This is a genomic window from Pseudomonas farris (assembly GCF_019145235.1).
GTDB classification, from domain to species: Bacteria; Pseudomonadota; Gammaproteobacteria; order Pseudomonadales; family Pseudomonadaceae; genus Aquipseudomonas; species Aquipseudomonas farris.
On the sequence record NZ_JAHSTV010000026.1, the window covers coordinates 1 to 13,300 of the forward strand.

Genomic DNA, 13,300 nt, shown 5'->3' on the forward strand with positions numbered 1-13,300 from the left:
TTGAATCCTTGTAAGCCCACAGATTAATCACACGCCTTTCACACACACCCGACAAATCCGCTTCTAGACTTCCCTTATAGGCCGTTGAACGGTCCGGAGTCCGAGATGTGGCGTTGCTTGGGTGTGTTGGGGTTGTTGGTAGTGATCACGGGGTGCCAGTCGACCCACGAGGATCTGATCGCCAAGGGCTATCCGCCGGCGTTCGCTGATGGCTTCGATGACGGTTGCATCAGTGGCCGGCAAGCCGCCGGGGCGATCACCGGCGAGTTTCGCAAGAATGTCCCGCGTTACCTCAAGGACAAGCAATACGCCGAAGGCTGGACCGATGGCTTCCGTCAGTGCCAGGCCATGCGTGAAAACGAGGATCGTAACGAGTACAAGGACCGCCATTGGGACGAGCGCGAACGGGCCTGGCAACAAGAGAAAGACAGGGACGCCGCGCGAGCCTATCGCTCGCAATAAGTCGTTTACAGACATTCGTCGAAACTTAAAGCCTGCGACCATGGCCCAAACCCTATAACGGGAGAACAGCATGAGTCGCGCCTTCGTCAATGAAGATAACGCCGCCGCGCAAGCCGATCAGCCAGTCGAACGGCAGGTCAGCGCGCAGCCCAATTACGTCACGCCAGTGGGCCTGGCGCAGCTTCAGGCGAAAGTCGCCGAACTGCAAAAACTGCTTGATGAGGAAAGCGCCAAAGGCGAACTGGCCGATAAGCAGCGCCAGGCCGACCTCGATCGCGACTGGCGCTACTTCAAGCAGCGCTTGCAAAGCGCCCAAGTGGTCGCACAGGCCTCCTCGGCCGATAAAGTGCAGATCGGCAACTGGGTGACCTTTGCCGACGAACACGATCATCAGCAGCGTGTGCAATTGGTCGGAGAAGACCAGGCGGATGCCGCCCATGGCTTGATCAATTGGAGCTCGCCACTGGGGCGGGCGTTGCTCGGGGCGCAGGTGGGCGATGAAGTGTTGTGGAAGCGACCGGCGGGGGATTTGGTGATTGAGGTGTTGGCCATCGAGGCGGGGTGATATCGAGGCCGCCATCGCGAGCAGGCTCGCTCCCACAGGGAGATTTGTATTGGCCACAAATCTTCAGCTCACTGAAAGATCAAATGTGGGAGCGAGCCTGCTCGCGATAGCCGCGACCCAGCCTTACTGAATACCCATAAAAAAACGGAGCCCCGAAGGCTCCGTTTTTTTATCCTGCCAACCTGAAATCAGGCCAGTTTTTTGTGCCGTACGCGGTGCGGCTGGGAAGCCGCTTCGCCGAGGCGTTTCTTGCGATCGGCTTCGTACTCGGTGTAGTTGCCTTCGAAGAACACCGCTTGCGAGTCGTCTTCATACGCCAGGATGTGAGTCGCGACGCGGTCAAGGAACCACCGATCGTGAGAGATCACAATGGCGGCGCCCGGGAAGTCCAGCAAGGCTTCTTCCAGGGAACGCAGGGTTTCAACGTCGAGGTCGTTGGACGGTTCGTCGAGCAGCAAGACGTTGCCGCCCTCTTTCAGGGTCAGGGCCAGGTGCAAGCGACCACGCTCACCACCGGACAGGTCCTTGACGAACTTCTGCTGATCGCCGCCCTTGAAGTTGAAGCGACCCACGTAGGTGCGCGACGGGATCTCGTAGTTGCCGATGCGAATCTGATCGGAACCGTCGGAGATTTGCTGGAACACGGTCTTGCTGCCATCCAGGTCTTCACGGCTCTGATCGACGCACGCCAGTTGCACGGTTTCGCCGACTTCGATGGAGCCCGAATCCGGTGTTTCCTTGCCCATCAGCATGCGGAACAGGGTCGATTTACCGGCACCGTTACCGCCGATCACGCCAACGATGGCGCCTTTAGGCATGGAGAACGACAGGTTGTCGATCAGCACGCGATCGCCGTAGCCCTTGCTGACGTTCTTGAACTCGATGACTTTGTCGCCCAGGCGCGGACCGGCCGGGATGTAGATCTCGTTGGTTTCGCTGCGCTTCTGGAATTCCTGCGATTGCATTTCTTCGAAGCGTTGCAGACGAGCCTTGGATTTGGACTGACGGGCCTTGGCGCCTTTGCGCACCCACTCCAGCTCTTCCTTCATGGCCTTTTCGTGAGCCGACTGCTGCTTGGATTCGGCCGCCAGACGATCGGACTTGGCTTCGAGCCAACCCGAATAGTTGCCCTCGTACGGGATACCGGCGCCGCGGTCGAGTTCGAGGATCCAGCCGGCGACGTTGTCCAGGAAGTAACGGTCGTGCGTGATCGCAACCACGGTGCCCGGGAAATCGTGCAGGAAGTGCTCCAGCCAGGCGACGGAATCGGCGTCCAGGTGGTTGGTCGGTTCGTCGAGCAGCAGCATGTCTGGTGCGGACAGCAGCAGGCGGCACAGGGCCACACGACGCTTTTCACCACCGGACAGGAATTCGACCTTGGCATCCCACGCTGGCAGGCGCAGCGCATCGGCGGCGACTTCCAGTTGGCGATCCAGGTTGTGACCGTCGCTGGCTTGCAGGATGGCTTCAAGCTTGGCTTGTTCTGCCGCCAGTTTGTCGAAGTCTGCATCCGGTTCAGCGTAGGCCGCATAAACCTCGTCCAGGCGCGCCTGAGCGTCCTTGATTACGCTGACTGCTTCCTCGACCACTTCACGAACGGTCTTGGTCGGGTCCAGGATCGGTTCTTGCGGCAGGTAGCCAATGTTCAGGTCCGGCATCGGACGGGCTTCACCGTCGAACTCGGTATCGACGCCCGCCATGATTTTCAGCAGCGTGGATTTACCCGAACCGTTGAGACCGAGTACGCCGATCTTGGCGCCTGGGAAGAACGACAGCGAAATGTTTTTCAGGATTTCCCGCTTCGGCGGAACAACTTTTCCCAGCCGATGCATGGTGAAGACGTATTGAGCCATGGAGAACCTTGGGTCAGTGACTGATGAATGATTGGAGCGCAGGCGATGCCCGGCCAGGCCATGCGCGTCGTTCGTTTGATGGGTATCAAGCCGTGCGCGCTGAAAAAAACCTGATTCTAGGAGCTGGAACGCTCCCGCGTAACCGGCAAAGCTACCTTATTGATAGAAGGCAGTCCAGCCGAGTGGGACTGGCACTTAGCCACAACTCAAGGCATGCTAGCCGCCCTTCGGGCGTCCGGCTTATAGTGCACGTCGCGCCAGTCCAGCCAAACCGCAGGATTACAGTTTGTCTAATGTCTCTCCGCCATCGTCCGTGAGCGCACTCAATCCTGCGACCGGCTCGCCCCTGCGCGGAACCTTGAAGGGCGCGCTGGCGACCCTCGTGCTGTTGCTGCTCGCACTGCTGTTCTGGCAACTGCTGGATCAGCTTCGCGAAACCCAGAAAAACCAGCGCCAGTACACCATCGACTACTCCGCTGATCTGGCTGCGCAAGTCAGCCTCAACATGGCGCTCAATGCCCAGATCGCGCTTAATCTGCTACCGATCATCGAACAACCACAAAGTCCCGACGAACAGCAGGCGTTGCTGCGCAAACTGCAGCAATCACTGCCCGACCTGCGCAGCCTGGCGCTGCTCAGTCCCTCCGGAAAAATCCTCAGTGATAGCGCTCCCGACAGCCCGGACGCCCATTACCTGAGCGAACTGGTTCAGCGCAGCCGCGCACAGGCCCACTACTTCAGCAATGCCGACGATGGCTCAGTGGTACACCTGCTTCTGCATCAGGCCAGCGGCAGCAGCCGCGGCTATTGGGTCCTGCGCCTGACGCCAACGTTTTTCTCCTCACTGACCAAACCGGGCGACGTCGGCATCCGCCCCCAGTGGCTGGTGGAAAACCGCATCAATCATCAAATCATCAGCCGCGATGACGCCCAGCTCTCGGCCACACCGGCCGTGCTGACAGCCGACGAGCTGGCCAACAGTGTGCTGACAGTCCCCCTGAGCAGCAGCGATTGGCAACTGCGCGGGCTGTTCGACCGGCAACGGGTGATCGAACAACTGCTGCCGGCGTTCATCGGCAAATGCTTGCTGGGTCTGGCCCTCTCCTTGTTGCCGTTCATCGCGCTGCTGAACATTCGTCGCCGTCAACGTCAACTGCATGAGGGTCGCCGACGCTATCAGGACATTTTCGAAGGCACCGGCGTTGCGTTGTGCGTGCTCGACCTGTCCGGGCTCAAAAGTATCTTCGACAGGGCCCAACTCAACAGCAGCGAGCAGTTGAAGGCCTGGCTCGAGACACCGGAGCAACGCCAGCAACTGCTGCAGGAACTGCGCATCACCGAGGTCAACCAGGTCGCCCTGCAACTGCTCAATGTCAATTCCTGCGATCAAGCCTGGAAACTGCTGATCGACGGCTGCCCATTGGACTGCACGGCCATCGGCAATCAAGTGCTCGAAGCGGTGCTCCACCAGCAGAAACAGCTTGAGCTGGAAATCAAGCTCCAGGATGCCAATGGCCGTGATCAGCACCTGTGGCTGGTGCTGCGTCTGCCGGAAGATCAGGCCGACTACAAAGCGGTGATCCTGAGCATCAGCGATATCACCAGTCGCAAGCTCATCGAGCTGTCGCTGCTGGAGCGTGAAGGGTTCTGGTCCGACGTGGTGCGCACCGTGCCGGATCATCTGTATGTGCAGGATGTGGTCAGCCAGCGGATGATCTTCAGCAACCATCACCTGGGGCAAACACTGGGTTACAACCGCACCGAACTGCACCAGATGGGCGAGTATTTCTGGGAAATCCTGTTGCACCCCGAGGATGCCGACTACTACCACCGATCACGCCAGTCCCAACGTCACGCGGGTTACACCCAACTGATGCAATGCCAGCTGCGTTTCCGCCATCGTGATGGTAAATGGCGGCGTTTCGACATTCGCGAACAGGCCCTGGCGCGGGACAAACACGATCAGGTCACGCGCATCATCGGCGTGGCCAAGGACATCACCGAGCAGATCGAAGCCAGTGAGTCCCTGCGCGACAGCGAGCAGCGTTACCGGATGCTCGCCGAAAGCATCAGCGACGTGATTTTCTCCACCGACAGCAAGATGTCGCTCAACTACGTCAGCCCCTCGGTGCAAGCCGTGCTGGGTTTCGACGCCGACTGGATATTCCAGAACGGCTGGCAATCGACCATCGCCAACCCGCAACAACTGACCGGCATCTACAGCCTGATGGACCGGGTCAGCAAAGCGCTGGATAAACCCGAACAACTGGCACTGCTGCGCAATCAGGTGCAGACCCAGCTGTTTCTGTTCGACTGCCTGCGGGCCGACGGACGCAAGATTCCCATCGAGCTGCGTCTGGTACTGGTCTGGGACGAACACGGTGCCTTCGAAGGCGTGCTCGGGGTTGGCCGCGACATCAGCCAGCAACGTCGAGCCGAGAAAGACCTGCGCATGGCGGCTACGGTATTCGAGCACTCGACCTCGGCGATTCTGATCACTGACCCGGCGGGCTACATCGTCCAGGCCAACGAAGCTTTCAGTCGCGTCAGCGGCTATGCGGTGGCCCAGGTCCTCGACCAGTTGCCGAACATGCTCACTGTCGACGAGCAGCAGGAAGCCCATCTGCGCTATGTGCTCAAGCAATTGCATCAACACAGCACTTGGGAAGGCGAGGTCTGGCTCAAGCGACGCAACGGCGAGCATTACCCGGCCTGGGTCGGGATTACCGCGGTGCTCGACGATGAAGGCGATCTGGCCAGCTACGTGTGTTTCTTCAGCGACATCAGCGAGCGCAAGGCCAGTGAGCAACGGATTCACCGTCTCGCCTATTACGACGCCCTGACCCACCTGCCCAACCGCACGCTGTTCCAGGATCGCCTGCACACCGCGCTGCAATCGGCCGAACGGCAGAAGTCGTGGGTGGTGCTGATGTTCCTCGACCTCGACCGTTTCAAGCCGATCAACGACTCCCTGGGCCACGCCGCCGGCGACCGCATGCTCAAGGAAATGGCCACGCGCCTGCTCGGTTGCGTCGACAATGACGACACCGTGGCGCGCATGGGCGGCGATGAGTTCACGTTGCTGCTGCAACCGCGGGTCAATCGGGAGATCGCGCTGAACCGGGCGATTCACGTGGCCGAACAGATCCTCGCCAGCCTGGTGAAACCGTTCGTACTGGAAGGCCGCGAGTTCTTTGTCACTGCCAGTATCGGCATCGCCCTGAGCCCTCAGGACGGCAGCGAACTCAGTCAATTGATGAAGAACGCCGACACCGCGATGTACCACGCCAAGGAGCGCGGCAAGAACAACTTCCAGTTCTATCAGGCCGACATGAACGCCAGCGCCCTGGAGCGTCTGGAGCTGGAAAGCGACTTGCGCCATGCCCTGGAGCAAAACGAATTCGTCCTGTACTACCAGCCACAATTCAGCGGCGACGGCAAACGCCTGACCGGTGCCGAAGCCCTGCTGCGCTGGCGCCACCCGCGACGCGGTCTGGTGCCGCCGGGGGATTTCATTCCGGTGCTCGAAGAGCTCGGGCTGGTGGTGGATGTCGGCGACTGGGTGATCAGCGAAGCCTGCCGTCAACTCAAGACCTGGCATCAAGCCAAGGTGCGGGTGCCGAAGGTTTCGGTGAACATTTCGGCCCGGCAGTTCTCCGACGGGCAACTGGGCACGCGGATCGCCAACATCCTGAAGGAAACCGGCCTGCCACCGGCGTGCCTGGAGCTTGAACTGACTGAAAGTATCCTGATGCGCGAAGTCAGCGAGGCGATGCAGATTCTCGCCGGGTTGAAGAACCTCGGTCTGAGCATTGCGGTCGACGACTTCGGCACCGGTTATTCATCGCTCAACTACCTCAAGCAATTCCCGATCGATGTGCTGAAAATCGACCGCACTTTCGTCGATGGCCTGCCCTCGGGCGAACAGGATGCGCAAATTGCCCGGGCGATCATCGCCATGGCCCACAGCCTCAATCTGGCGGTGATCGCTGAAGGCGTGGAAACCCACGAGCAGCTCGACTTCCTGCGTGAGCATGGTTGTGATGAGGTTCAGGGGTATCTGTTTGGCCGGCCAATGCCGGCGAGTCGGTTTGAGGCGCAGTTCAGCAATGATGCTTTGTTCATGCTGGACTGAAGCTTTCGGGTGTAGCTGATAGCCTCTTCGCGAGCAAGCCCGCTCCCACATTTGGAATGCGTTCCCCTGTGGGAGCGGGCTTGCTCGCGAAGAGGCCCACTCAGACACCGCAAATCCCGCGCATGAACACCACTTGTCTGCGACATGATGTCCTTTCATATGCCATCTAAAACCCATTGAGTTAGAATGCCCCCTTTTCTGCCCCGATCCTTGAGGACCGCCATGTTCAGCCGTGATTTGACTATTGCCAAGTACGACGCCGACCTTTTTGCCGCCATGGAGCAAGAAGCTCAGCGCCAGGAAGAACACATCGAGCTGATCGCTTCGGAAAACTACACCAGCCCTGCGGTGATGGAAGCTCAAGGCTCGGTACTGACCAACAAGTACGCCGAAGGTTACCCGGGCAAGCGCTACTACGGTGGTTGCGAGTTCGTCGACGTGGTTGAGCAGCTTGCAATTGATCGAGCTAAAGAACTGTTCGGCGCCGATTACGCCAACGTTCAGCCACACGCCGGCTCCCAAGCCAACAGCGCCGTTTACCTGGCCCTGCTGCAAGCGGGCGACACCATCCTGGGCATGAGCCTGGCCCACGGCGGTCACTTGACCCACGGTGCCAGCGTTTCGTCCTCCGGCAAACTGTACAACGCTGTTCAGTACGGCATCGACGCCAACGGCCTGATCGACTACGACGAAGTCGAGCGTCTGGCGGTTGAGCACAAGCCAAAAATGATCGTGGCCGGTTTCTCTGCCTACTCGCAGATCCTCGACTTCCCGCGTTTCCGCGAAATCGCTGACAAAGTCGGTGCCTACCTGTTCGTCGACATGGCTCACGTGGCCGGTCTGGTCGCCGCTGGCGTCTACCCGAACCCGGTTCCATTCGCTGACGTCGTGACCACCACCACGCACAAGACCCTGCGCGGTCCACGTGGCGGCCTGATCCTGGCTCGCGCCAACGCCGACATCGAGAAGAAGCTGAACTCCGCGGTATTCCCGGGCGCCCAAGGTGGCCCGCTGGAGCACGTGATCGCTGCCAAGGCGATCTGCTTCAAAGAAGCGCTGCAGCCTGAGTTCAAGACCTACCAGCAACAAGTGGTGAAAAACGCCCAGGCCATGGCCGGCGTGTTCATCGAGCGCGGTTTCGACGTGGTGTCGGGCGGTACTCAGAACCACCTGTTCCTGCTGTCGCTGATCAAGCAGGAAATCTCCGGTAAAGACGCCGACGCCGCACTGGGCAAAGCGTTCATCACCGTGAACAAGAACTCGGTACCGAACGATCCACGCTCCCCGTTCGTCACCTCCGGTCTGCGTTTCGGTACGCCGGCAGTGACCACTCGTGGCTTCAAGGAAGCTGAGTGCAAAGAGCTGGCCGGCTGGATCTGCGACATCCTGGCGGACCTGAACAACGAAGCGGTGATCGACGCCGTTCGTGAGAAGGTCAAGGCCATCTGCAAGAAACTGCCGGTATACGGCGCTTGATCAAGCCCCGCTAAACCGCAGCAATGAAAAACCGGCCAGTGATGGCCGGTTTTTTTTCGTCCGCCATAAAGGCTGCGATCTTTTGATTCTCAAAGAAATCGGCTCAACCGGTCAGACCGGTCATGCCAATTTTTCTATTTCCACTTGTAATCCTGAAAAATCCCAGCGTAGACTGCGCCTGCACTGGACATACCGGTAAGACCACAATAATTAAGTCCTGAATCTGATGCGCCTCGCGCACGGCAGCCAGGACACCGACCAGGATTCCTCCCATGCTCAGATGGTGCTCGCGTTCAATCTTCCTCCAAGTGGTTCTCGGACTGGTGCTCGGCATCGTCTGTGGCCTGGCCCTTCCTGAATACTCCGCGCAACTCAAACCCCTCGGCGACGGTTTCATCAAACTGATCAAGATGCTCATTGGCTTGATCGTGTTCTGCGTAGTGGTCAGCGGCATCAGCGGTGCCGGCGACTTGAAGAAGGTCGGACGCATCGGCCTGAAATCGGTGATCTACTTCGAAATCCTGACCACCATCGCCTTGGTGATCGGCCTGGTGTTTGCCTTCACGACCGGCATCGGCAGCGGCGCGAACATTCATCTGGACCAGCTCTCCGCCGCCGATATCGGCGACATCGCGCAGCGCGGTCAGCACATGCAAACCACCACCCAGTTCCTGATGAACCTGATCCCGACTTCGGTGATCGGCGCCTTCGCGGAAAACAACATTCTGCAAGTCCTGCTGTTTTCGGTGCTGTTCGGCAGTGCGCTGAATCTGGTGGGCGAAGCGGCGTCGGGTATTTCCCGGTTGATCAATGAGCTGAGCCACGTGATCTTCCGCATCATGGGCATGATTGTGCGCCTGGCGCCAATCGGCGTGTTCGGCGCCATCGCTTTCACCACCAGTAAATATGGCCTGGATTCGCTGCAGCACTTGGGTAGCCTGGTTGGTCTTTTCTACATGACATGTGTGGCCTTCGTGACATTGATTCTCGGCCTGGTGATGCGCCTTTCTGGCCTGAAGATGTGGCCGTTGCTCAAGTACCTGCGCGAAGAACTGCTGATCGTCATGGGCACCGCGTCTTCCGACGCCGTGCTGCCACAAATCATGCGCAAGCTTGAGCATCTGGGCATCGGCAGCTCCACGGTCGGGCTGGTGATTCCGACCGGGTACTCGTTCAACCTTGATGGTTTTTCGATCTACCTGACCCTGGCCATCGTGTTCATCGCCAATGCCACCGGTACGCCACTGGCCATGACAGACCTGCTGACGATTCTGCTGGTGTCGCTGATCACCTCCAAAGGTGCCCACGGGATTCCCGGTTCGGCGCTGGTGATTCTCGCGGCGACACTGACGGCGATCCCGGCGATTCCGGTAGTCGGCCTGGTGCTGGTATTGGCAGTGGACTGGTTCATGGGCATCGGCCGGGCGCTGACCAACCTGATCGGCAACTGCGTCGCCACCGTGGCCATCGCCCGTTGGGAAAAAGACATCGATATCCAACGGGCAAACAAGGTGCTGTCCGGCCAGCAGGGTTATACCTTCCAGCCGAGAAAACCGGTTGCCCCGGCGCACCAGCAAGAGTTTTGAATAATCGCCGTGCCTGCCCGAGGGCAGGCACGGTCATCAATCGTTATGGATGCTCATGGAGCGAACCGTGATTACCTCGTCAACCGTTGTAAATTCAGTCGTAGAAAAACTTCGGGCCGCACTGGCCCGTGGCCAGTGGCGTTCCGGCGAAATGCTGCCGGGCCAGCGTGAACTGGCTGAACAACTGGGCATCAGCCGCCCGAGCCTGCGCGAAGCGGTCATCGTGCTGGAAACCCTCGGGCTGGTGCGTTCCATGCCGGGTAAAGGCGTGGTGGTGCTAGAGGCCAATCTCAGCGACAGCCAAAGCCACGACAGCGCGGTTGCCGGGGCCAGCCTGGAAGACGTGCTGCAACTGCGCTACACCCTCGAACCGTTCATCGTCGGCCTGGTGGCGCAGTCCATCAGCAGTAAGGAAGTCGGGCAACTGCGTCTGACCTTGATGGACATGCGCGAAGCCCTTGAGGCCAACGACAGCGAGGCTGGCGTGAATGCCTACATCGCGTTCCACGAGGAACTGTTCGCCCTGACCTCGAACCCGATTTTCCAGAGCGTGGTGCAGCAGACCAGCAACGCCCTCAAGCAAAGCGCCGACGTGCTGCGCAATTCGCCGGAGCATCTGGCTGAACGCCTAGAAGAAAACGAAGCCGTGGTGCGTGCCATCCGCAGCAAGAACAGCGCCCAGGCCAGCGCCGAAATGCGTCGGCACATCCTTCGGGAAGGCCAGCGGATGGGCATCGAATTGAACATCCCGGACGACCACCTCGGCAGTTGAACCCCTCTTCGAACTGGAGACAGGCCATGAACAGCTTCGCCTCACCACAGATATTCACTGCCCTGCCCTTCTCCCGAACCAACACCGGGAAACCGCCAGCGGATGATCTCTATTCACGGATCTTCGACGCCATTCTCGAACAGCGCATCCATGCAGCCAGTCGTTTTACCGAAGACAGCCTGGCGCAGATGTTCAGCGCTCGACGCAGTGACATTCGTGGCGTACTGACGCAGTTGTCCCATCAGCAGATCATTATCCTTCGGACCAATCATCGTCCCCGAGTCACCGCGCCCGATGTCGAGCAGACTCGGCAGACGCTGCATGCCCGACGACTGACCGAAATCACGCTGGTTCGACTGGCCTGCCAGCAACCTCGCCCGCAGGACCTGAAACGCCTGCGCGCCTTGATCGACAGCGAACGCCAATGCACGGCGCGTGGTCCGGCCATTCGATTGTCAGGGGAGTTTCATCTGCAACTGGCCGAAATGGCGGGGAACGCACCGTTGGTGCATTTTCTCGGTAGTCTGGTGCCGCTGACTTCGCTGGCGATTGCGCAGTGTGATGCGCAGGTAGGCGGTGATTGCGCGTGGCAGAAGCACGCGGAGATTGTCGATGCAGTGGAGCGTGGGGATGTTACGGCGGCCGAGAGGTTGATGACCCGGCGTCTGGATCATCTTGAAGAAAGATTGCTGAACTCTGGACCATCGACCATTCGAAACTGTGCTGCCGGGTAGATCGCCTTCGCGAGCAAGCCCGCTTCCACATTTGATCCATGTTGCCCACTCTATCCGGGACGACACAAAGCCAATGTGGGAGCGGGCTTGCTCGCGAAAGCGGCCTCAAACACGCTGAAGATATCCGACCTTACCCGGCTGCAACCCGCGCAAACCCCTCACGAATCTTCTCTTCCGGCAAATCATCGGCAATGAACACGATCACGCTTTCCCGCACTTCATCATCGGCCCACTCGGTATCCCAGTCGAAACCGTACAACTTCAGCACGCCTTGAAACACCATGCGCCGCGGTTCGCCACGGATGTTCAAAACACCTTTGTAGCGCAGCAGTTGCTTGCCATGTTCTTCCAGTAGTTCGTTCATGAACTCACTGAGTTTGTCGATATCCAACGGCTTGTCGGTGCGCAATACCAGGCTGGAGATACGGTCGATGGACGGCGCCTTGCTCACTGGACGCAGACTCACGCCACCGCCGAGATCAGCATTGAGGTTGAAGCCGCGCACGTCGAGCAGTTCGGCCAGATCAATCTTGCCGTGATCAACCATGCGAATCGGCGCGCGACGGTTGATGCGGGTCAGGCGTTCGCTGAGGGCGGTGAAGGTCGGTTCGTCCACCAGATCCCGCTTGCTCACCAGTAGACGGTCGGCGAAACCGATCTGCGCCTGGGCGATGGTCTGAGTCAGGTGCAGGTCGGCGTGAGCCGCGTCCACCAGGGTGATGATGCCATCGAGGATGTAGCGCTCACGCAGTTCTTCGTCGATGAAGAAGGTTTGCGCCACCGGGGCCGGATCGGCCAGACCGGTGCACTCGATCACCAGACGATCGAAGGCGATTTCGCCGCTGTCCAGGCGTTCGAGCAGCAGGTACAGCGCCTTGGTCAAATCGGTGTGGATGGTGCAGCAGACGCAGCCGTTGGACAGCGTCATCACTTGCACCGGCTCGTCGCCCAACAATTGGGTGTCGATACCGGCGTCACTGAATTCGTTTTCGATCACGGCTATTTTCAGGCCGTGCTCGGCTTTGAGCAGGTAGCGTAGCAGCGTGGTTTTTCCCGCGCCGAGAAAGCCACTGAGGATTGTTACTGGAATGGGAGAGGACAAACGGGTTCTCCTGTTTTTCACAAAGTTAAGAAACAACACAAAACAAATGTGGGAGCGGGCTTGCTCGCGAAGAGGTCGTGTCAGTCGACATTAATGTTGAATGACACACCGCTTTCGCGAGCGAGCCCGCTCCCACAGGGATTGCATCAGCCAGGCTGTTGTATCAACAGCACTTCGGCCCACCCTTGCCACCGTAACGGGCTTCCTGACGTTCGCGAAAGAACATCTCGTAGCTCATCACCGGTTTGTCCGGGTGTTTGGTTTGCATATGCTCGACGTAGTTGTCGTAGTCGGGCATGCCGACCATCAGGCGCGCGGCCTGACCGAGGTATTTACCGAGGCGACTCAGGTCATTGAACATGGTGCAATCCTCGATTACGCATCCGGCTGAGCCTGGAACGGCGATTCTTTATCCGTACGTTCTTTGGTGCCCCAGGCGGCAATGCCGACCTTGAGCGCATAGAACAGGATGCTGAACACCACGAACAGGAACAGCGCGGTCAGCGTTGCGTTGGTGTAGGCGTTATAGATTACATGCTGCATCTGCTCGATGCTCTTGGCCGGGGCCAGAATCTGCCCGTTGGCCAACGCATCGCTGTATTTCTTCGCCAACGA

General features: G+C 59.2%; 10 protein-coding genes and 1 pseudogene. 7 read left to right on the forward strand and 4 right to left on the reverse strand.

What is annotated here, in order from left to right:
• Window positions 1-105 precede the first annotated feature (105 nt).
• Window positions 106-462: a hypothetical protein gene (locus KVG95_RS29420; RefSeq protein ID WP_217858938.1), complete on the forward strand. Its 357-nt coding sequence runs from the start codon at window positions 106-108 to the stop codon at window positions 460-462.
• 70 nt (window positions 463-532) lie between these two features.
• Window positions 533-1,027 carry a GreA/GreB family elongation factor gene (locus KVG95_RS29425; protein WP_217858939.1) on the forward strand — a complete coding sequence of 165 codons (495 nt, stop codon included), beginning with the start codon at window positions 533-535 and terminating at the stop codon, window positions 1,025-1,027.
• A 188-nt stretch (window positions 1,028-1,215) separates the two neighbouring features.
• Here KVG95_RS29425 and ettA read toward each other — a convergent pair whose 3' ends face one another.
• Window positions 1,216-2,880, reverse strand: a complete 1,665-nt coding sequence (gene ettA, locus KVG95_RS29430; protein ID WP_217858940.1) for an energy-dependent translational throttle protein EttA — start codon at window positions 2,878-2,880, stop codon at window positions 1,216-1,218.
• Window positions 2,881-3,166: 286 nt separating this feature from the next.
• Between ettA and KVG95_RS29435 the strand changes: the two genes are divergently transcribed.
• From KVG95_RS29435 to KVG95_RS29455, 5 genes are all read left to right on the forward strand, one after another.
• Window positions 3,167-7,015 carry a bifunctional diguanylate cyclase/phosphodiesterase gene (locus tag KVG95_RS29435; RefSeq protein WP_217858941.1) on the forward strand — a complete coding sequence of 1,283 codons (3,849 nt, stop codon included), beginning with the start codon at window positions 3,167-3,169 and terminating at the stop codon, window positions 7,013-7,015.
• A 222-nt stretch (window positions 7,016-7,237) separates the two neighbouring features.
• Complete coding sequence (gene glyA, locus KVG95_RS29440) at window positions 7,238-8,491, forward strand: serine hydroxymethyltransferase (protein WP_217858942.1); 1,254 nt, start codon at window positions 7,238-7,240, stop codon at window positions 8,489-8,491.
• A 272-nt stretch (window positions 8,492-8,763) separates the two neighbouring features.
• On the forward strand, window positions 8,764-10,077 hold the full coding sequence (locus KVG95_RS29445; RefSeq protein ID WP_217858943.1) for a C4-dicarboxylate transporter DctA: 1,314 nt from the start codon (window positions 8,764-8,766) through the stop codon (window positions 10,075-10,077).
• A 67-nt stretch (window positions 10,078-10,144) separates the two neighbouring features.
• The gene (locus KVG95_RS29450) at window positions 10,145-10,849 is read left to right on the forward strand and encodes a FadR/GntR family transcriptional regulator (protein WP_048396477.1); all 705 of its coding nucleotides are present in this window, start codon (window positions 10,145-10,147) and stop codon (window positions 10,847-10,849) included.
• A 26-nt stretch (window positions 10,850-10,875) separates the two neighbouring features.
• Window positions 10,876-11,583 carry a GntR family transcriptional regulator gene (locus KVG95_RS29455; protein ID WP_217858944.1) on the forward strand — a complete coding sequence of 236 codons (708 nt, stop codon included), beginning with the start codon at window positions 10,876-10,878 and terminating at the stop codon, window positions 11,581-11,583.
• A gap of 130 nt (window positions 11,584-11,713) precedes the next feature.
• Here KVG95_RS29455 and yjiA read toward each other — a convergent pair whose 3' ends face one another.
• The 3 genes and pseudogenes from yjiA to KVG95_RS29470 form a co-directional block, all read right to left on the reverse strand.
• Window positions 11,714-12,685, reverse strand: a complete 972-nt coding sequence (gene yjiA, locus KVG95_RS29460; RefSeq protein ID WP_217858945.1) for a GTPase — start codon at window positions 12,683-12,685, stop codon at window positions 11,714-11,716.
• A 163-nt stretch (window positions 12,686-12,848) separates the two neighbouring features.
• Window positions 12,849-13,046, reverse strand: coding sequence for a YbdD/YjiX family protein (locus KVG95_RS29465; RefSeq protein WP_007895266.1), 198 nt, complete (start codon window positions 13,044-13,046; stop codon window positions 12,849-12,851).
• Between the two features lie 14 nt (window positions 13,047-13,060).
• Window positions 13,061-13,300, reverse strand: a pseudogene (locus KVG95_RS29470) (carbon starvation protein A); the annotation flags it as partial.

Coding starts and splice junctions, on each gene's coding strand:
- KVG95_RS29455 (WP_217858944.1), top strand. CDS start 10,876: ATGAACAGCTTCGCCTCACCACAGATATTCACTGCCCTGCCCTTCTCC.
- glyA (WP_217858942.1), top strand. CDS start 7,238: ATGTTCAGCCGTGATTTGACTATTGCCAAGTACGACGCCGACCTTTTT.
- KVG95_RS29425 (WP_217858939.1), top strand. CDS start 533: ATGAGTCGCGCCTTCGTCAATGAAGATAACGCCGCCGCGCAAGCCGAT.
- ettA (WP_217858940.1), bottom strand. CDS start 2,880: ATGGCTCAATACGTCTTCACCATGCATCGGCTGGGAAAAGTTGTTCCG.
- KVG95_RS29420 (WP_217858938.1), top strand. CDS start 106: ATGTGGCGTTGCTTGGGTGTGTTGGGGTTGTTGGTAGTGATCACGGGG.
- KVG95_RS29445 (WP_217858943.1), top strand. CDS start 8,764: ATGCTCAGATGGTGCTCGCGTTCAATCTTCCTCCAAGTGGTTCTCGGA.
- KVG95_RS29465 (WP_007895266.1), bottom strand. CDS start 13,046: ATGTTCAATGACCTGAGTCGCCTCGGTAAATACCTCGGTCAGGCCGCG.